This window comes from Hyalangium versicolor (assembly GCF_020103695.1).
Taxonomy (GTDB): domain Bacteria; phylum Myxococcota; class Myxococcia; order Myxococcales; family Myxococcaceae; genus Hyalangium; species Hyalangium versicolor.
In genome coordinates, this window is the sequence record NZ_JAHXBF010000016.1 from 324,543 (window position 1) to 342,872 (window position 18,330).

General features: G+C 65.9%; 14 protein-coding genes. 9 read left to right on the forward strand and 5 right to left on the reverse strand.

The features are described 5' to 3' along the window. Nucleotides 1–5: 5 nt before the first annotated feature. On the reverse strand, nucleotides 6–3,017 hold the full coding sequence (locus KY501_RS31640; RefSeq protein WP_309243012.1) for a serine/threonine-protein kinase: 3,012 nt from the start codon (nucleotides 3,015–3,017) through the stop codon (nucleotides 6–8). Nucleotides 3,018–3,261: 244 nt separating this feature from the next. On the opposite strand from KY501_RS31640, the gene KY501_RS31645 reads away from it, so the two are divergent. Both KY501_RS31645 and KY501_RS31650 read left to right on the forward strand, forming a co-directional pair. Beyond that, nucleotides 3,262–4,719 carry a POT family MFS transporter gene (locus KY501_RS31645; protein WP_224367361.1) on the forward strand — a complete coding sequence of 486 codons (1,458 nt, stop codon included), beginning with the start codon at nucleotides 3,262–3,264 and terminating at the stop codon, nucleotides 4,717–4,719. 85 nt (nucleotides 4,720–4,804) lie between these two features. Continuing rightward, nucleotides 4,805–6,841: a peptide MFS transporter gene (locus tag KY501_RS31650; protein WP_224367362.1), complete on the forward strand. Its 2,037-nt coding sequence runs from the start codon at nucleotides 4,805–4,807 to the stop codon at nucleotides 6,839–6,841. Between the two features lie 9 nt (nucleotides 6,842–6,850). On the opposite strand, the gene KY501_RS31655 is transcribed toward KY501_RS31650, so the two are convergent. Continuing rightward, nucleotides 6,851–7,945 (reverse strand): DUF7305 domain-containing protein, encoded by a 1,095-nt coding sequence (locus KY501_RS31655; protein ID WP_224367363.1) that lies wholly within the window; start codon nucleotides 7,943–7,945, stop codon nucleotides 6,851–6,853. Between the two features lie 176 nt (nucleotides 7,946–8,121). Here KY501_RS31655 and KY501_RS31660 point away from each other — a divergent pair, with 176 nt between their 5' ends. The 3 genes from KY501_RS31660 to KY501_RS31670 are packed head-to-tail and all read left to right on the forward strand — an operon-like array spanning nucleotide 8,122 to nucleotide 10,630. Next, nucleotides 8,122–9,174, forward strand: coding sequence for a hypothetical protein (locus KY501_RS31660; protein ID WP_224367364.1), 1,053 nt, complete (start codon nucleotides 8,122–8,124; stop codon nucleotides 9,172–9,174). Nucleotides 9,175–9,218: 44 nt separating this feature from the next. Then, entirely contained in the window at nucleotides 9,219–9,809 is a 591-nt protein-coding gene (locus KY501_RS31665; RefSeq protein ID WP_224367365.1) for an RNA polymerase sigma factor, read from the forward strand. Further along, complete coding sequence (locus KY501_RS31670) at nucleotides 9,806–10,630, forward strand: tetratricopeptide repeat protein (protein WP_224367366.1); 825 nt, start codon at nucleotides 9,806–9,808, stop codon at nucleotides 10,628–10,630. Before KY501_RS31665 ends, KY501_RS31670 begins: the two co-directional genes overlap by 4 nt. Before the next feature lie 97 nt (nucleotides 10,631–10,727). On the opposite strand, the gene KY501_RS31675 is transcribed toward KY501_RS31670, so the two are convergent. Further along, complete coding sequence (locus tag KY501_RS31675; protein ID WP_224367367.1) at nucleotides 10,728–12,338, reverse strand: hypothetical protein; 1,611 nt, start codon at nucleotides 12,336–12,338, stop codon at nucleotides 10,728–10,730. Between the two features lie 606 nt (nucleotides 12,339–12,944). Between KY501_RS31675 and KY501_RS31680 the strand changes: the two genes are divergently transcribed. The 3 genes from KY501_RS31680 (at nucleotide 12,945) to KY501_RS31690 (ending at nucleotide 15,050) form a co-directional block, all read left to right on the forward strand. Further along, complete coding sequence (locus KY501_RS31680) at nucleotides 12,945–13,172, forward strand: hypothetical protein (RefSeq protein WP_224367368.1); 228 nt, start codon at nucleotides 12,945–12,947, stop codon at nucleotides 13,170–13,172. Nucleotides 13,173–13,219: 47 nt separating this feature from the next. Then, entirely contained in the window at nucleotides 13,220–13,789 is a 570-nt protein-coding gene (locus KY501_RS31685; RefSeq protein ID WP_224367369.1) for a protein kinase family protein, read from the forward strand. A 244-nt stretch (nucleotides 13,790–14,033) separates the two neighbouring features. Continuing rightward, nucleotides 14,034–15,050 carry a helix-turn-helix transcriptional regulator gene (locus KY501_RS31690; RefSeq protein ID WP_224367370.1) on the forward strand — a complete coding sequence of 339 codons (1,017 nt, stop codon included), beginning with the start codon at nucleotides 14,034–14,036 and terminating at the stop codon, nucleotides 15,048–15,050. 10 nt (nucleotides 15,051–15,060) lie between these two features. Here KY501_RS31690 and KY501_RS31695 read toward each other — a convergent pair whose 3' ends face one another. Both KY501_RS31695 and KY501_RS31700 read right to left on the reverse strand, forming a co-directional pair. Next, nucleotides 15,061–16,188, reverse strand: coding sequence for an oxygenase MpaB family protein (locus tag KY501_RS31695; RefSeq protein ID WP_224367371.1), 1,128 nt, complete (start codon nucleotides 16,186–16,188; stop codon nucleotides 15,061–15,063). After that, a complete protein-coding gene (locus KY501_RS31700; RefSeq protein ID WP_224367372.1) occupies nucleotides 16,169–17,083 on the reverse strand; it encodes a hypothetical protein in 915 nt (304 codons plus the stop codon). The genes KY501_RS31695 and KY501_RS31700 overlap by 20 nt, the downstream gene beginning before the upstream one ends. Nucleotides 17,084–17,274: 191 nt before the next feature. Here KY501_RS31700 and KY501_RS31705 point away from each other — a divergent pair, with 191 nt between their 5' ends. After that, nucleotides 17,275–18,234 carry a CHAT domain-containing protein gene (locus KY501_RS31705; RefSeq protein ID WP_224367373.1) on the forward strand — a complete coding sequence of 320 codons (960 nt, stop codon included), beginning with the start codon at nucleotides 17,275–17,277 and terminating at the stop codon, nucleotides 18,232–18,234. The last annotated feature ends 96 nt before the right edge of the window (nucleotides 18,235–18,330 follow it).

Here is an 18,330-nt window from a genome sequence, read left to right on the forward strand (position 1 = left end):
GCTCCCTACTGCCGCAACTCCGTGGCGATGCTGCCGCGCCGCTTGAGTTCCTCGATCAGCTTCAAGTCTTGATCTCGTTTCTGCTGAAGCTCTTCCAAGGCCTTGCCAAGATCGCGTTGGGCACTGCGTGCTTCCGCGGCGCTTCGATCCGATCGCCACTGCATGAACCGGGCGCGCCGCCTCGCCAGCTCTTCCTTGCGAAGAGTCACGGCCAATTCATCGTTCGTCTGCTGGAGCCGGGTGAAGGCGGCTTCGAGCTGCTCGCTGGTCTGCTTCTCCCGGCTCAATGCCTGCTGGAGGTTCTGCTGTGCGGCTTGTACTTCCACGAGGCTCTTCTGGGCCTTCGCTTCGGACACTCGTGCTATCTGCGCCTGCTGCTCGGTCTCCTCCTTGGAGGCAACCGCCTCGGCGCGCGCTCTCTCAGCTGCCACCTGCGCGTTCCGGATCACCACCATCGCCACCACGGAAGCAGTCACCAACAACAGGAGGAAGGCCGCCGAGCCAATCATCAGCACCCGCTTGCGCCGAACCGTGCGAGCTGCCTGGGCGAGCACCGCCGCCAGGAAGTCCTGCTGGACCTGGGGCAGCTCGGCGCGATTGCGGCGCTCGAAGCGCTGCGCCTCCTCCACCATCTCCCCGCCCCAGAGCAGCCCGTTGTCATATCCCTTCGCCTGCCATTGCCTCGCAGCGTTGCGGAGCTGCTCCAGGAAGACCGCATCCTCCTGGTTCTCGTCCAACCAGCGCTTCAGCGTCGGCCAGCCGTGGATGAGGGACTCGTGGACAATCTCCACCGTGGCGCCCTGTGAGTCTCCTCCCGTCTGCACCACCAGCAGCCGTGCCTGCACCAGGTGATCCGTCAACCGCTGGAGCTCCACTGCATCCCTCGTCAGCTCCCGCAGTTCCTCCACGGAGGCGATGGCGCGCGTGCGCTCCGCCGTCACCAACCGCAGGAAGATGGACCGCACCAGCGCTCGCGAGGCAGGAGTGAGATCTTCCAGGACGGTGTCCGCATGTCTCGCAAGCGCCCCCTCGACGCCTCCCATCGCGGCATAGCCTTGCATCGTGAGGAGCTTGCTCGCCGTGTCTCGATGCTCCCAGAGCTGGGTCGCGGCGAACTGCAGCAGCGGTAACGCCCCGGGGGCCGTCTCCAGGTACTGCAGCATCGCATCCACCATCTCCGGCGTCTCGAACGCATAGCCCGCCATCTCCGCGGGCTGCACCAGTGCGTCTCGCAGACCATCCCGGCTCGGAGGCGGCAGGAAGAACAATCCCTGCCCCAGTTCCGCCATGAAGCGCTCGTCCTCAGGCACCCGATCCAGGAAGTCCGACCGGATGGAGAGCACCACCCGGATCGGTGAGGTGGCATCATCCGCAATGCCAGACAGGCACGCCGTGAACGCCAGGCGCTCCTGCGCATCGGCTACTTGCGTGTAGAGCTCCTCGAACTGATCCACGAAGAGCAGGATCCTCCGCCGCTGGTGACGCGCCCGGCTCCTCAGCACCGAGCCCACGTACCCCGGCTCCGCGCGCACCTGCTCGACGAGTTGCTGGTACTCCTTGAGGTCCTGCACCAGCGATGCCGACGTCATGAGAGGAGCAACCAAGCTGGCCAGTGCCGCCAACGGTTGGCGTCCCGGGCGAACCACGAGCGTCTCCCAGGCCTCCCCCGAGCGCTTGAGCACTGGCGCCAGCCCCGCTCTCACGAACGAGGACTTCCCCGCACCGGACGGGCCCACCACCGCCATGAGCGGTCTGTCGTGGATGCGATGCACCAGCGCCGCGATCTCTCGCGAACGCCCGAAGAAGCGATCCGCATCCTCCTCCTGGAACGAGCTGAGCCCGGCATAGGGCGCTTCGTCGACTCGCAGCTCGCGCGTGTAACGGCCCGGCAGGAACGGCTCCAAAGCCCGAATCAACGACCCCGTGTCCGGAAAGCGCTCCTCCTTGCGCTTGAGCAGGCAGCGGTCCACCACATCCGCCAACGCCTGCGGCACTTCGGGAGCCGCTGCGCGCAAACGCGGCATCGGCTCGTCCAGGAATGCCGTCACCGCCAGCTGCGGCCCCCGCAGCGGATCCAGCGGGTGCTTCCCCGCCAGCATCCGGAACAAGATGAGGCCTACGGCCCAGATGTCACTCCGAGCATCCACCTCCGCCCCGCCCCGCCATTGCTCCGGGGACATATAGGACAGCGTGCCCACCAGAACGCCGTTGCGTGTGAGGTTGGTGAGATCCGCATCCGCATTCGCGCCTGTGAGAATGGGCATGCGCTCGACGCGGGGACTCTCCGGCGTGAGGTCCGGCCCCTGGAGCACCTTCGCAATTCCGAAGTCGAGCACCTTGATCGAGCCCGACTCCGTCACGAGGATGTTCTCAGGCTTGAGATCCCGGTGAACGATGCCGGCCTCATGCGCCGAGGACAGCGCCCTCACCACCGGGAGGATCATCTCCACCGCTCGGGCGGGCGGCAGCCGCTGCGCCCCCACCGCCTTGTGCAACGGCTGGCCCTGCAGGTACTCCAGCACCATGAACGGGCTGCCCAGGAACTCGCCCACCTCGTAGATGATGACGATGTTCTCGTGGCTACAACGTGCCGTAGCCCGGGCCTCGAGGATGAAGCGCCGAGTCGTGTCCGAGTCCGTGCTGTGCAGGAACTTGATCGCCACCCGTCGCCCCAGCCGCGTATCCCGCGCCAGGAAGACCGCACCCATCCCCCCCGATCCAATCTGGCGGATGAGCTCGTACTGATGGATGCGCGTTCCCGGCCCCGGCATCGTGCCCGGCCCCTGCTGCGGCTTCGCCCCTCCTTGCGTGGGAGCCTGCCGGCTCTGAAGCCCCGGAGGATGCGCCCGGACTGCCGCAAGTCTGCCCGCTCGGGCGGCATCACTCGGGCTGGGCGTGAAGACTGCCTGCCCTCCCGTGGCAGAGGGCGAAGCACCTGCGCTGGCGCCCGTGGCAGACTCCTCCCGCGTGGAGGCAGCGGGAGAGCTGCTCACAGGGCTTCGCTCGATCTTGCTCATTTCCGCTTCGTCTCTTCACGCAATGGCTGCCCAATTCCGGGAAAGCTCGAACCTCCCATCAGATACATCCACGCGTGGGACGAGCGCTGTACCCCCCAAGGAGCACGCCTCAAGCTCCGAAACCCGGCATTGCCCCCCGGAGAACGCATCCCAGCGGCTCCCCCGGGTTGTGTTGGGCCGTACCCATGCGGTAGGGACAGAGGGCTGATCCTTGGAGTCCCCCCTTCCCGCCGAGACGCCCCGAATGGCCAAGACCACCCCCGCGTCGAGCAGCCGCTTCCCCCCGCAGATCCCGTTCATCATCGGCAACGAGGCCTGTGAGCGCTTCAGCTTCTACGGGATGCGCAACATCCTCATGGTGTTCCTCATGGATTACCTCCTGAGGAACGTGAACCCGGATGCGGCCATGCGCGAGGCCATGGCCAAGTCGCACTTCCACCTCTTCATGTCCGGGGTCTACTTCTTCCCCCTCTTCGGCGGGTACCTGGCGGACCGCTTCCTCGGCAAGTACCGCGTCATCTTCTGGCTCAGCCTCCTCTACTGCGTGGGCCAGTTCTGCCTCGCGCTCTTCGTGGAGAACATCTACGGCTTCTACACGGGCCTGCTGCTCATCTCTCTGGGCTCCGGCGGCATCAAGCCGTGCGTCTCCGCCATGGTCGGAGACCAGTTCACCGCCGAGAACAAGCACCTGGTGAAGAAGGTCTTCGCCATCTTCTACTGGTCCATCAACCTCGGCTCGTTCTTCGCCTCGCTCTTCATCCCCCTGGCCCTCAAGAACCTCGGGCCCGCCGTGGCCTTCGGCATCCCCGGCGTGCTCATGCTCATCGCCACCGTCATCTACTGGGCCGGCCGGCACCACTACGTCATGGTCCCCCCCACCGGCCGCAACCCCCACTCCTTCTTCCGGGTCGTCTTCTCGGCGCTCGGCAACCAGAGCCAGCGCACTCCCGGAGGCGGCTGGCTCTCAGCCGCCCGCGCGCGGCACCCCGAGGAGGCCATCGAGGGCGTTCGCGCCGTCTTCCGCATCAACCTCCTGCTGATGCCCACCATCCCCTTCTTCTGGATGCTCTTCGATCAGAAGGCATCCACCTGGGTGGTGCAGGCCAAGGCCATGGATCCCCACGTGGGCTCGTTCACCTTCCAGCCCAGCCAGATGCAGTTCATCAACCCCGCGCTGGTGATGATCCTCATCCCCGTGCTCGCCGCCGTCGTCTACCCCGCCTTCCAGCGCATGGGCTGGGAGCTCACCCCGCTGCGCCGCATGCCGCTGGGCCTCGTCATCGGCGCGCTCTCGTACGTCATCGCCGGCTACTACCAGGTGCTCATCGAAGGCCACACCGTCCTCAACATCTCCTGGCAGATCCTCCCGTACATCGTCCTCACGGTGGCGGAGATCCTCGTGTCCACCACGGGCCTGGAGTTCGCCTACACCCAGGCCCCTCGCGAGATGAAGAGCGTGGTGCAGAGCCTCTGGCTGCTCAACTCCACCCTGGCCAACGTGGCGGTGGCCATCGCCGCCGCGCTCAACATCTTCAAAGGCTCGGCCCAGTTCTTCTTCTACGCGGGCCTGGCCGCGCTGGCCGGCATCGGCATGGCTCTCATGGCCCGCCGCTACACCGTCCGCGACTACTACCAGGAAGCCGCCCCCCCCATCCCCGTGGGCGAGCGTGCCGCGCCCGACCTCTCTCCCAAGGGCGCCTGAGCCGACACGCACTCCGAGTGCGTCCAGCCCCCCTCGGGTGGAGCGCTTGACAGCACTCCGAGGGGACCGATTCGATGAGGTATCCATGTCCGCTTCTCCCTCCGCCGTCGAGCCGCTCCCCGCGGCCTCTCCCTCGAATGAAGCGGCGCCGCTCCCAGCACCACCCGCGCGCGGCCACCCCCGCGGCCTCTACGTCCTCTTCTTCACCGAGATGTGGGAGCGCTTCAGCTACTACGGCATGCGCGCCCTGCTCGTGCTGTACCTGCTGAACTACCTGCAGTTCCAGCCCGAGCAGTCCTCGGGCATCTACAAGTGGTACACGAGCCTCGTCTACCTGATGCCGCTGCTGGGCGGCTTCCTGGCGGACCGCTTCCTGGGCATGCGAGCCTCCATCATCCTGGGCTCCTCGCTCATGGCCGTGGGCCACTTCCTCATGGCCTTCGAGCCGCTGCCCATCTTTTACGCGGCGCTGGCCTTCCTCATCGTCGGCAACGGCTTCTTCAAGCCGAACATGTCCACCCTGGTGGGGAAGATGTACCGGCAGGGAGACGCGCGGCGGGATGGCGCCTTCACCATCTTCTACATGGGCATCAACCTGGGAGCCTTCCTGGCGCCGCTCGTCTGCGGCTGGCTGCGCCAGAACATGGGCCCCACTCCCGGCATGGGCTTCCACTATGGCTTCGCCGCCGCGGGCGTGGGCATGGTGTTCGGGCTCGTCATCTTCCTGTTCGGCCAGAAGCACGTGATGCGCGCCGTGGAGGAGGCCGGCAACCTGCACGAGGTGCTGCCCCACAAGCGCGCGAGCAGCACGGCCCCATCCGCCACCGCGCAGGAGCCAGATGAGAAGCTCCCGGGCGCCACCGGCGTGAGTGGAACCCTCACCCGGCTGTTCCCTCCGCTCCTCTTCGCGATCGCGGTGATCCTGCCGGCACGCTTCCTCTATCTGGCGGCCACGCACCAGGTGCCGTGGACGAACGTCATCATGCCCGTGGCCTTTGGGGCCATCAGCGCGTGGATGGGCTTCACGCTGCTCTCCGTGAAGGGCGCCGGGCGCGACAAGAGCACCATGGTCTTCGTGCTCTTCAGCTTCTCGGTCCTCTTCTGGATGGCCTACGAGCAGGCCGGCAACGCGCTCAACGTCTGGGCCGAGTACAACACCCGCAAGGCGGACGTGGGCGTGGAGATCTCGGCCGAGTACTTCCAGGCCCTGCCCGCCATCTTCATCATGATCTTCGCGCCCCTGTTCGCGATGACGTGGACGTCGATGGCCCGCCGGGGCATGGAGGTCTCCACCGCCGCGAAGCTGCTGCTGGCCATGGTGTTCATCGCCGCCTCGGATGTGGTGATGGTGGGCGCGGCGACGGCGGAGGATGCCACCGTCGCTCGGGTGTCGCTCGCGGGAGTGCCCCAGGCCGTCAAGCTCGAGGAGCTGAACGCGGGCCGCTTCACCTATGATCCGGCCACCCAGGAGCTGTCCGTGCGCGGCGTGCTGGCGCCCTTCGCCGTGACGAGCGCGCTCCGGCCCACGGTGGACCCGACGTACCTGAAGCAGATCGACGCCCTGGAGGCCGCCGTGGAGACCGCGGCTCCGGAGCACCCCATCACCTTCCAGTTCGAGAGCCTCCCCCCGAATTACGCCTTCCCGCTCGCGGGAGAGCCGGGCCAGGGGCTCGTGAGCCGCTGGGACGCGGAGACGCGCACGGTGACGCTGGTGAGCAAGCTCAGCGCCGTGGCCAAGTCACGACTCGTGGGTGCCGGAGCGCAGCCCGAGTGGCGCCAGGCCATCACCACCCTGGCCGAGAGGAGCCAGGCCGCCCGGGTCAGCGGACTCTGGCTGGTGCTCAGCTACCTGCTGGCCGTGCTCGGAGAGCTGTGCATCTCCCCGGTGGGCCTGTCCACGGTGACGAAGCTGGCTCCCGCCCGCTTCGCCTCGCTCTTCATGGGCGTGTTCCTCATGAGCAACGCCGTCGCCCAGTACGTGGGAGGCAGCCTGAGCGAGATGTGGGGCCGCGTCGTGCCCACCAGCTACTTCGCCATCTTCGTCTACGCCTCGGCCGTCGGCGCCGTGCTGCTGCTCTTGCTGCAGCGCCCGCTGCGCCGGCTCATGCACGACGTGAAATAGACAGCCCCCTCAGGGGCTGGGCGCGGAGGGAGGGCACGTGGGCCCCCCCTGGGACACATCCAAGTCGTAGTGAATGGACAAGGGGACCGAGGAAGCCACCCTGCGGGCGACCACGGCTCCGAAGATCTCCGCGCCCGCGCCCACATCCAGGTAGGTGCGCGGCAGATAGAAGTTGCCTACCAGCGAGATGTCCGCAGGCAGCGTGAGCTGCTGCTCCCCGGTCACGTAGACGCGCAAGCGCGAGGGGGCTTGGGATGCGTCCAGGCCCGGCCACCGGCCCGTGGAGAAGCCTCCGGCGATGAAGAGATCCAGCTCCGCCCCCTCCTCCAACCGCACCTCGAGTCCTCCCACGCTCACGGCTCCGTCCACGAACAGCGCGCTTCGTCCTGCCACGACGAGCCGGGCCGTCCCCCCGCCGCTGATGCCTCGCAGGTAGAACCGTCCAGCCTCCAATCGCAGCGTCGAATCGCCCGAGAAGCCGGCGAGCGCATCCGGGTCGAGTGGGAGCGAAGCGTTGTCGTTGTCCACGGCGTGATCCCCCACCGTGGTGGTGATGTCATCGAGGTCGGTCGCCGCACACGGACATGGGGACGCGAAAGGGACGACTGGCTCCCGCCGCAGCTCGGCCACCTCGAGCGGCCCGGAGACGGAGAGGGTCCGCTCCGCGGGAAGTGACAGGGTCCCGTCCACCCTCAACGAGGCCAGATCGATATCGCCCGCGACCGACGCGGCGCCTTCCACGTGGACCGAGGCTTGGGGACCATTGAGCCGTCCCGCGCTGTGAAACTCTCCAGCGACGAACAGGGGCCGAGCCACGAGCTGGATGCCCGCCCCTGTGCCTGCCACCCAGAGTGAGCCACCCACCTGCAACTCCTCATTGGCGGTCAGGTCTCCATTCGTCGCGATGGACGCTCCCCGCCCTCCTGGCACCCAGGGCCCCAGAGAGCCCTGGAAGGCATCCGTGGAAATCTTCGCGCTGGCTGTCAGCGCCTCGCAGGTACACAGGGAGTGTGTGAAGAGCCGGGCCGCCCGCTCCCTGCGCTCGCAGGTCTCCGGCTCCGGCTCCGGCTCCGGCTCGGGCAGTTCCGCAACCGGGTCGCGCACGGAGCAACCTCCGCTCTTCAACAGGAGCCAAAAGAGCAGAAGCCGGTGGCAGCATCGCATGTCTCGCTCCTCGGAGGACTCATCCCGCCCGGACGTGCGACACGTTCCGCGGGCCGGGTCTGGGCTTGCTGCTCCTATGCTAGGCTCCCCGCCGTTTGAGCAGCCCACTCCACCGCATGATGCAGTGCCTCCTGCTCGGTGTCCTCGTGGGTTGGGGAACGGAGGGCCGAGCCGAGACGAAGTCCCCCTGGATCGCGGTGCTCCGAACGTCCTCGCCAGAGGACGAGGCCCTGGCGCGCCGCGTCCAGGGCCAGCTCAGCGATCTTCCGGTGGTGCTGCGGGTGAGCCCAGGGCCCGCGCCCGGCCCGAGCGAAGAGGAGCAATGGAGAACCGCCGTGGAGCTGGCCGGGAGCGAGTCCGCCCGGGTGGCGATCTGGTTCACCCATGAGCCGGAAGCGATCGGCGTCCACATCGCCGAGCCGTCCACGCAGCACCTGTTCTTCCGGCGCATCCAGGCGGAGACGCCCCGGGGACGGTTGGACGCCTCTGCCCTGGCCGAGACCGCGGCCCTGGTGGTGCGCTCGGCGGTGAAAGCGCTGGAGGCGGGCCGCGAGGTCGGGGTCGAGGTGAAGGTCGCGGAGCCCGACCCTCCGGCGCCGGAACCACCGCCCAGCGCTCCGGCCCCAACCCCTCCGGAGCCAGGGGACTCCTGGGTCGTGGCCGTGGGGTGGCAAGCCACCCTCGATGGGGCCAGCCCTCAGGGCCAACAGGGATTGCAACTGGGAGCGGATTGGGAAGGCCGGTGGCTGCGCGGGCGCGTACGGGTGCTGATGAGCCTGCCCGCCCGTCTCTCCGACACCTACACCCGCGTCTCGCTGTCGAGGCACGCCGCCATCGTGGGATTGGGGGTTCCCCTGAGTTCCACGAAAAGGTTCCGGGTGGGAGCAGATCTGGGAGTGGGCCTCGCCGGCTTCCGCCGGAGCACCGTGGTACTGGCCCCCGAGGTCATTGCGACCCCGCCCCGACTCACCCTGGCTCCGCACGTGAGCCCTGAACTCTCCCTGCGCTGGCGAGGCGGCCGGGTGGCCCTGGAGGCCTCCCTGGCGATGGACGTGGTGGCGGGCGCACCGACCCTTGGCTACCAGCGGGGGGAGGAGTTCATCCCCCGAAACCGCCTATGGGTAACCCAACCCCGCGTTGGATTGGCGATACTCGCGGGCTCCCCATGAGTTTTCGTGACCCGAAACCGCCGGTGCCTGGCTCCGTGCAATCAATGACGACGGCCAGCCCAGCCCGTGCGGTGGTGGACTCTGAGCAACAAGGCCGTATCCAGGCAGTCATTGCCGGACACAAGGGGGCCACCGAGGCCCTCGTGACGGAGCTCTTGCCTCGAGTGCGCAACCTGGTGCGCTACCTGATACGGGGGGATGATGTGGACGACACGGCTCAAGAGGCACTGATCGCCATCCTGCGGGGCCTGCCCACGTGGCGGGGAGAAGGCTCGTTCAAGTCCTGGGCGGACCGGGTGGCGGTGCGGGTCATCTTCGCTTCCTTGAGGAAGCTGCGCGCCGATCAGCGCCGCTCCGCCGGGGAGCCCGAGGAGGAGCTGAGCGAGATGCCCTCCGAGGATGCCGCACCGGACGACTACATGCTCAAGCGGGACATGGCGCGACTGTTGGATCAGCTGCCCGACGAGCAGCGGCATGCCCTGGTGCTTCACTACGTCCTGGGAATGAGCGTGCCCGAGATCACCGAGCACCTCGCCATTCCCTTCGAGACGGTCCGCAGCCGGCTCCGCATGGGGCGCACGCGCCTCCGGGAGCTGTACGAGCAGGAGCCGAGCCGCGCAGGAGACAGGAAATGAGTCAGAGGATCGAAAATCACGAGGAGCCGTTCGATCTCCTCAGCCCTCTGGACGAGAGCGCCGGCCCCGCCCCGCGCATCTCTCCGCAGCGTTCCGCGGCGCTCATCCAGGGAGTGCTCACGGCCCTGGAGGCTCCGCCCGCTCCCCCATCGCCCCGGCGCTGGTATCTGCGCCGAGGCACCTGGCTGTCGGGAGCGGCGCTGGTGCTGGCGGGTGCCGCGACCGTGAGCTTCTTGCAGTCCCGGACGGCGCCTCCTGCCCCTCAGCCCGTGCAGGAGATCGTCCAGGCTCCAGTGCCCATGCCGCCCACGCCTCCCGCGGTGGAGCCTGCCCCGGAGCCCGTGGAGCCTCCTGCCGCGGCCTCGCCCCCCGAGCCCGCGGTGATTCCCTCTCAGGAGCCGGTGGTGAAGCCTCGGCCCGCCGCTCCCGCGTCCGAGCCCGAGGATCTCCTGCGCCTGGCCAACGAACGCCGGGCCGCGGGCAAGTGGCGCGACGCGGAGAGCCTCTACCTGCGCATCATCCAGTCCCACCCTGGCTCGGGCTCTGCCTATGTCGCGCGAGTAGCCTCCGGCGAGTTGAGGCTGCAGCACCTGCAAGATGCGCAAGGGGCCCTGCGCCAGTTCCAGCAGGCGCTCCGCATGCAGCCCCAGGGAGCGTTGAGCGAGGAAGCGCGCCATGGCGTGGCGGAGGCCTGGCGGGTGATCGGGGATGCGGCGCACGAGGCCGAAGCGCTGAAGGACTTCCTGAAGGCCCACCCGGACTCCCTCCACGCCGAGGCCGCGGAGCGGCGGTTGAAGGAGCTGGCCGCACCCGCTCCCTGATCGATATGCCGAACTGAGCAGGGACAAGGGATACGTGCACCTCATGCGCGGCGGCAGGTGACGCCCGCGAGCGTCCCTGCCGCCGGCCTCCGCTGAATCAGTAGCAGAGGTAGTTATCGTTCCAGGTGTAGGGGTCGCCAGGCTCATTCACCTGGATGCAGTCCTTGTAGGCAATGGGTCCAGCGGACGACCAGACGAAGTTCAACTGGCTGGTCTTGGGCACGCAGAGATAGTTGTCATCCCAGGTATGCGGGTCGACGGACTCCGTGATGGCCGTGCATTTCATGTCTGTGATGGGGCCCGAGTGGCTCCACTGGAGGCTATGGTTGATGCTCGAGCACAGGTAGTTGTCGCTCCAGGTGTTCGGATCCGCAGGCTCGTTCACCAGGGTGCAGTACGACTTGCTCGCAAGCGGGCCGGTATAGGACCAGACCAGATCGAGATAGTCTTTCACCTCGAGATTGATGTCGGAGTAGAAGCCCACCTCGATATCGTCTGTGAACTCGATGGAGTTGGTGACGCCGCCGGCCCCCATGACCGAGCCGATGTCGAGGCACCAGAAGTGATGTCCCCGGTAGGCCGGGTTGTAATTGACAGCCGTGCAGCCCTCCAGGTGGGCCTCATACGTGATCCGGATCTTCATCTTCCCCCGGGACGCGTTGATCCGGGACTGGACTCCCCAATAGGGAGGAACAGACACGGTGGCTCCATTGCTCGTGCCGACCTCATAGTTGACGCTCTCCGAGCCCCCCACGCCCCACTGGTGAGAATAGGTCAGCGTGGTTTCTCCTTCAGCTCCCGACCCCAGAAACCCCAGTTCGTATTTGATCGACTGCGAGACCTCGATGCTATCCGACTGACTCCACGTGTTCGTCGAGTTGTTGGCGACACTGGAGGTAATGCTCGTATTGAATTGGGACTCGCGGCTGAGGTTGTTGACGAACGTACTCCGCGCTACCAGGATGGGCTCCGAGGTGATCTCCAGGATCTGGGCGCGCTTGGGGAGGAGAACGGTCTTGACCTCCGGCCAACCGTAGCCTGAATAGAGATCACCCCAGGGAGTGCTGCTGTGAAGATAGGCATCATTGGGAGTACTGCCGAAGTATGCGTTGATGGCGGCCTTGAGCTGCGCATCATTGAGTCGGAAGGAGGTTCTCTCCTTGTCGGTGATGACATGCTCGATCCGGCCGGTCACGTTGACGCTCGAGGAGCGTGCATCCGTCGAGGCCGTGATGTCGACGTTCATCCCAGGGCTTCCTTCGAGCTCTTGAACCACGGTGCCGCTCTTCAGCGCGGTGCTTTCCGCGAGCTCGGTGCTTTCCGTGGCGACTTCGGGTCCGCAGCCTCCGAGCGCCGCGGTGATGAGGAAGAGAAATGAGGCTTGAAAGACTTTGCGCATGGTTGACTCCTTGGGACTCCGGGTGACGGGCACCGGACAGAGCAACGCGCATGCCATGGGAGTGAAGAGGGCGAGCTGGACACGCGCCGGACCCGGGCGAATGAGCTGGTGCGGGCCGAGCGGCACAGCCAGCGTCACGCCACGAAACTCCTGATCGTACAAGGAGTTGGAAGCGTGCGAGTCCATCCAGGAGGCCGTGTGCGAGGGCTCCCTGGACAGGCGCGGGTGGCCCTTGCTCCGAGCCCGGTTCAGGCTGCTGTCGGCCCGCGGATCCAGCTCCTGGCGACTCTCGATGTGCGGAATCCGCACGGAGTACGCATGCGCTCTGCGGATTCCGCAGGGCAGCTTCCGCCGTCATGGCCCGCCGCGAGGTTCTGGCGCTTCCGCGGACCATGTCTTCAGCTTCAATCTCTCGGGCAGTGCCGGTCCATTCCGTGCTTGATTGGCCTTCATGGCCTCCAAGAAGCTCGAAGACCTCGGGCAGGCAACGACCCTTGCCGAGCTCCGTCCTCGTCTCCACCGACGAGCGCCCGAGCTCGATATCTTCGAGCGTGCCACCGGCCTTCCTCCCTGCACCGTCCGCCTCATTGAAGCGGGCGTCGACGGCTCAGGCCCCCTCGTCACTGGCAACGGCCCATACGTCGTCATGGTCGACGGCCCGCTCGCGACGGCGGGCCACCTCAGTCTGTGGACTGACGAGTATCTCCCTGGGCTCGTTGTCGTACGAGGCGATCTCCGGGCCCGTACCTTCTCATTCGGAAATGGTGCTCGCGTCTTCGTAGAAGGATCGGTCTTGGTAGACGCTGTCTCTTCGGCCAGTACGGGGACCACAATGCCGTCCTCAGCGCCACGGGTGAAATCCGGGCACGAGCGACGTTCCTCGAAAAATCCGCGGGCGTGTACGCGGATGGAGGTGTGCGGACCCTGATCTATGCGCCGCTGGGCACCTGGGCAGAGCTTGAGCCGGACATCGAGAATGAAGGCGTCGGTGACGGAGTCCGGTTCTTCGACCCGTCGGTGCTCGATCACTACGGCGACCTCGACTTCGGCCGGGCGATAGAAGCCGCACGCGAAGAGCGTCCGCTCCTCCTGCCCGGCGTCGATGAACGATTCCCCGCTCGGCTGACGTCGAGACGGACATAGAGCACTGGCCCTTCTCCCTCCAGCACCGCCACTCCCCGGCTCGCTACGTGGCGGGGCCTGCGGGCAACATCTTCTCCCTGGGCGTCACCGCCTGCGGGCTCGCCACCGGCGCCTACCCGGAGATAGGGACTCCCCGAAAGGATGAGCCGGGCATCTGGAACCTGGACTCCCTGGTGCTTCCTCCTGCACTGTTTTCCTCTCGGGTGCCGCCGCCGATGCGCGAGGTGATTCTACGCATGCTCTTGGTGCGCCCGGAGCAACGCGGCACCGCCGCGCGGTTGCCCCAGGTGCTCAAGCAGACAGCGGACTCACTCACCCTCCCCGCTCGCATCCGAGTGCTTCCGTGCCAGAACGGCCGAGGGTCCAGAGCGAGGAGGCCCCTGCCGCTGCTCCTCCTTCCATTCCTCGCACGCCTGCGCACTCGCGGCGACGGCGGCTTGCGCTGGCTGCCGCAACCGCAGGTCATCCTCAACGGCCACTGCTGGGAGCGACTGGAACTGAACCACGAGAGGTGCGACGGCATTGGCGGCCAAGCGTACCAGGGGGCGTGCTACGTGCCAGTCCTCCCTCGCGGCTCCAAGCGCCCTACCACTTCCAGTCCCAGACGCCCCCAGTGACGGCCAGATGCAGTAGCTCGTGGCCTTCACCTGCCCCGCTTCCACGGCGTCTTGCTCCGGGTGCGGCGCCCCGGCCATTCCTACTCCCCCAAACGGGGGGCTTGCATCGGGGAGCAGAGGAAGGCTGTCGCTGGCAGCGACGGCGCAGCAGCCGAACAAGATGAACAGGCCGCGAGGAGATTTGCATCAAGCCCCCACCGAAGCCCGACTGTCGTATGATGGAGGTCTGCCCAGGGGCAGTCGCATGGCCAAAGCTGATCTACTGAGCGTCGTGGACGCCGCCTACCGCGTGGATCTGGAGGACACCGCGTGGTTGGCGGGACTTGCGGAGGTGGTGCTTCCCCATCTCGATGATGGCTTCGGAGTGGCCGCCTTCGAGTTCTACCGGCCGGGAGATGGCCTACCGGAGGTGGTGCAACGCTGCCATCTGGGCATTCCGGACAAGCTCGCGGCGCTCTACCCGACCGTCTTCCAGACCATGGATCCCGAAATCCGCCAGCGCCCCTTTCGCATGGGGCCATGCATCACCGGCAGCCAGATGATGGGAATGCGGCGAGGATTCTTGGATGAGCCGCACATGAAGCAGTACGCCCAGAAGTTCGGGATGTACGACTCCTTCTGGATCACAGCTGCCGAGCCCTCTGGACGGGGCTGTGGATTTCACGCGGGCCGGTCGCGGCTCACCCGGGCGTCCGAAGCGCAGGTGCGGCAATGGGGACGCGTCGCCGCTCACCTATCCAATGCCGTTCGTTTGCGACACACGCTGAAGGGGCCCCCGTCGGGGCGGACCGACGCTGAACCCGAAGCCATCTTCGACCCCAGCGGCAAGATCCACGACGCGACAGGGAAGGCGCGAAGCGAGCAGGCCCGCGAACTTTTGCGGCATGCAGTGCTGATGCTCGAGAAGTCGCGGGGCCCCCTCCGGACAAAGGACCCGGAGAAATCCCTGGAGATCCGGAAGGCGCTCGTGGCCGGACGCTGGTCGCTGATTGACCAGATCGAGCAGAACGGCGAGCGATACATCGTCGCCCGCCAGAATGAGCCCACCGTGACCGGCCCGGCGCTGTTGAGCAAGCGGGAGAAGGAGATCATCGGGTATGCCCAGCTTGGGCACCACGACAAGCTGATCGCCTACGACTTGGGGATCGCTACCTCGACGGTGCGCGTGCTCTTGGGACGGGCAAAGGAGAAGCTGGGCGTCCGCAGCCGGAAGGAGCTGCTGGAGCTCTGCCGTGGCGCGGTTCGTCCCAAGGCAGAATGACGCAACGGAACTACCGGTCCGCCTGCAGGCCCCAACACCTCCTGAGGGTTGGCGGTACCTCGAAGGGAGTATCCGCGTCCGGGCGCTTGTGGAGAATCATGCGCTGGGCGAACTGTCTGGCCACCCAACTGCGACGTCGCCGCGCCCCCGGAACCCAATCCAGCCAGCCCAGGAACGTCCGCTTCTGGGCCGCCCTGACCGTCACCAACCACCGCGTCCAGTTCGCCTTCGGGAGATCCAACGCCGCAGCCACATCCTTTCCAAAGACCGTATCTTGGAGAAAGAAATGGGTCAGACTCGTGGCATACCCCGAGACAGGGAACAGCGTCTGCACCGAACCCAGCAACTGCGCCGTCAGTTGACGTCCTTCCGGCGTGGGGCGAACCTGACGCTCGCCTATCTGCATCGCCAGGAGGGTCGCCTCCTCCTCGCTGGAGGGCAAAAGTGAGGGATCCACTCCGAGAAGACGCCCCACCGCCGACCACGCTTTGATGTACGCGTCCGCTTCCGCCAGTGTCATCCTCGCCCCCATTCTCCTGAGCCCACGGAGGGTAGCGATGGAAAAGGTGAGCAATGTTCCAGCCTGATCCTCCTGATTGATCGGCAGCCCCCACTCCGCACGCCAGGGAGCGTCTACATCCAACTGGACCCTCCGTCGCACGAGCGCATGAATCAGCCGGACCTTGCGCGTCGCGAGCCACCCTACCCCGCCCTCCTCCAATTCACCGGGCTGCATGACATTCACGACCATCTGCGCCGTGTCGCACAGACGGCGGATGGGATCCTCCTTCAGACGACGCGAACGGTAAACCACCTGGACGCCGTGGCCTGCAGCGTAGGCCAGGGGTAGAGAATAGGAGCCCAGGATCATGAGCACCTCTGGTCCATAGAGACTGAAGAGGTGTTGCCCTCTGGCGACCACGTCCCGTTCTACGAGCTCGGTCTGGGGCAGCTCCGTCAGATAGCTACGCACCAACGAATCGGCCTCGGGCATCCGCTGGGAATGAAACAGCTCCCGGAGCAAGTGATCCAGCGACTCCGGGCCACGGGTCGCGATGTGCTCGGCGATCAGCGCGTCCACTCTAGGGTCGCCAATTCTCCGCATCTGATCCAGCCATTCACTGCTCGCGTTGACCATGGGCTACCTCCTCCTGAACTACCACGAGTTCGATGCCGTACCGCTTGGCAAGCGCGCCAATCCCGCCATCCGTCAACACGTAGAGCGCATTCCCGCGAGGCTCGGTCCCCCGGATGGGCTCCGGCGCCTGTGGCAGCAGAATGGAGATCTGCTGGACGCACTCCGTCGCGCTCAACCCGCGCTTGAACCGCCCCTCGGCATCCGTCCAGCCAATCATCCGGAGGAAGGCCCTCTCGTGGAAGTCTTCGTCAATGTATGCGCGATGCAACGCGCGCTGGAGCCCTTGAAGTTGCACGGAGGGTTCTTCACGCTTAGCCAGGAACAATTTAAGCAACTCGCCCATCCGCCGGTAGGCCTGCTTCGCGGTTAATTCCAACGTCGCCGCGAGCTCGAAGAAGGCGCGTGCATCCATCGTGTCGAGCTCCCGCGCGAAGCCTGGCACTGCCCCTGGGACGATCACAGCGCCAACCATGACACAGAGCTGAGCAAAGGCCTTGCTCAAGGTCGGCCGCGCCTGCGTGAGGCTGCATAGCAGCCGCGCCTCAAGCCCACCGATGACCTGAATCAGCGCTGGAGGCAGTGGCCCGCCCCCGACACTCATCAATCCGGAGACGAGGCGCGCACGTGTCAACTCCGTGTGTATCGCCTCTTCTTGCCAGATCTCCGTCAACGTATCCCGCGCTGCGTGTTCCGCCCCGCTCTCCGAGTTGGGAAGGCGCTCTTTGCGCTGGGCTTCGCCATACACATAGTACACGAGCGCCTCTCGGCGTGCCGCGATCTCGAGCCAAGCTCGCAACTCGCCCTCCGGATTCCCAATGAATTTTTCCCTGTACTTCGTGGCGAGCGCATTCGTCTCGGCGATGATCTTGTAATGCAGTCCGTTCATGATCCCCAAACTAGCAACAAGAGCAACGCTTTCCCGTCAGTCGTTGATGGTAAAATGTTTACGTTCCCGCGTAAGCATCATTCAGGTGGCGTGCGGCCGCGCTTGTGCCCAAGATTCGTCGGGATCTCTCTGGACACAACCCGCTAGAAATTGCTTCAGAGCTCGAGTCCTAAAGCCGTCTGGCTTACGCGGAGCACCTCATGAACAACTACAGAGAAGTCCACCTACGCTTTACGCGGAACGGGCCGGATTCGTACCGGGTGATCGTACTCTCGTCTCCCGCCGGGAATGCCAGCGCGCCTGTGACGCTGCGAATAACCGAATCTCGCCTGCTGGGATTGCATGGCCAGATCTCGACGGCGTTGCTACAGTCGAAATCGCGAGACTCGGCGATCGATGGTGAGTTTGCGCAGTTTGGCGATGAGTTGTACGAGACGATCTCCCCGCCGGGCCAAGTGCGCGACATCCTGACGAAGTCACTGGGCGTACTCCTCTCATCCGAAGAACATCAACAGCGACTGCGCCTCTTCCTGCACTTCGACCCCTGTGACTCCGAACTCGCAGGGCTCGCCGAGTTTCCCTGGGAGGTCTTGCGGATTCCCCCCATCTCTCCAATTGGCCACGCGGCGTTAGACCATCGTCTCTCGATCGTCCGCTCGTTGGATGTGACACAACCACCCGAGCCACCGGCATTCGTTCGACCTCTGCGGGTGCTGCTGGTCCGCGCCGGAGCGCGTGGCCATGGTGGTCTCAGGTCCGAATCGGAGCAAGAGAGCATCACCGATGCTCTCACCAGCATCACTGGCGTCAAATGCGAGTTCCTGGACATGCCCACCCGCCAGGATCTACGGCGTGGACTCTATAGCTTCGATCCTCACGTGCTCCACTTCATGGGGCACGGCAAAGTGGATGAGGATACAGGGACCGGGTGTGTCTACCTGCGGGATGAGAACGGAGAGTCCGACCCGTTGTGCGCGCAGGATGTGGCTGAGCTTTTCAGTGGCCTCTCTGCCCTGCGGTTGGTGGTCCTCAACGCATGCCAGTCGGCACGCGGGACGCTATCAGTCACTGGCTCTGGAAGCGTCGCTGGAGCACTGGTTTCCCGGGGAGTAGCTGCAGTCATCGCCATGCAGTTGTGTCCCTTCGGCAAGCGTGCGTGATCTGACCTGGAGAAGGTCCGTACCGTGCCCTGCCCAGTCGAATGGCTGGCGGGAGGATGCATGGGACGGACGATTGAAGGAACGAAGGAGTTGAGA

Excerpts from the sequence above, each read along its gene's own strand:
- KY501_RS31640 (WP_309243012.1), bottom strand. The coding sequence starts at position 3,017 with ATGAGCAAGATCGAGCGAAGCCCTGTGAGCAGCTCTCCCGCTGCCTCC.
- KY501_RS31645 (WP_224367361.1), top strand. The coding sequence starts at position 3,262 with ATGGCCAAGACCACCCCCGCGTCGAGCAGCCGCTTCCCCCCGCAGATC.
- KY501_RS31650 (WP_224367362.1), top strand. The coding sequence starts at position 4,805 with ATGTCCGCTTCTCCCTCCGCCGTCGAGCCGCTCCCCGCGGCCTCTCCC.
- KY501_RS31660 (WP_224367364.1), top strand. The coding sequence starts at position 8,122 with ATGATGCAGTGCCTCCTGCTCGGTGTCCTCGTGGGTTGGGGAACGGAG.
- KY501_RS31665 (WP_224367365.1), top strand. The coding sequence starts at position 9,219 with ATGACGACGGCCAGCCCAGCCCGTGCGGTGGTGGACTCTGAGCAACAA.
- KY501_RS31670 (WP_224367366.1), top strand. The coding sequence starts at position 9,806 with ATGAGTCAGAGGATCGAAAATCACGAGGAGCCGTTCGATCTCCTCAGC.
- KY501_RS31690 (WP_224367370.1), top strand. The coding sequence starts at position 14,034 with ATGGCCAAAGCTGATCTACTGAGCGTCGTGGACGCCGCCTACCGCGTG.
- KY501_RS31695 (WP_224367371.1), bottom strand. The coding sequence starts at position 16,188 with ATGGTCAACGCGAGCAGTGAATGGCTGGATCAGATGCGGAGAATTGGC.
- KY501_RS31705 (WP_224367373.1), top strand. The coding sequence starts at position 17,275 with ATGAACAACTACAGAGAAGTCCACCTACGCTTTACGCGGAACGGGCCG.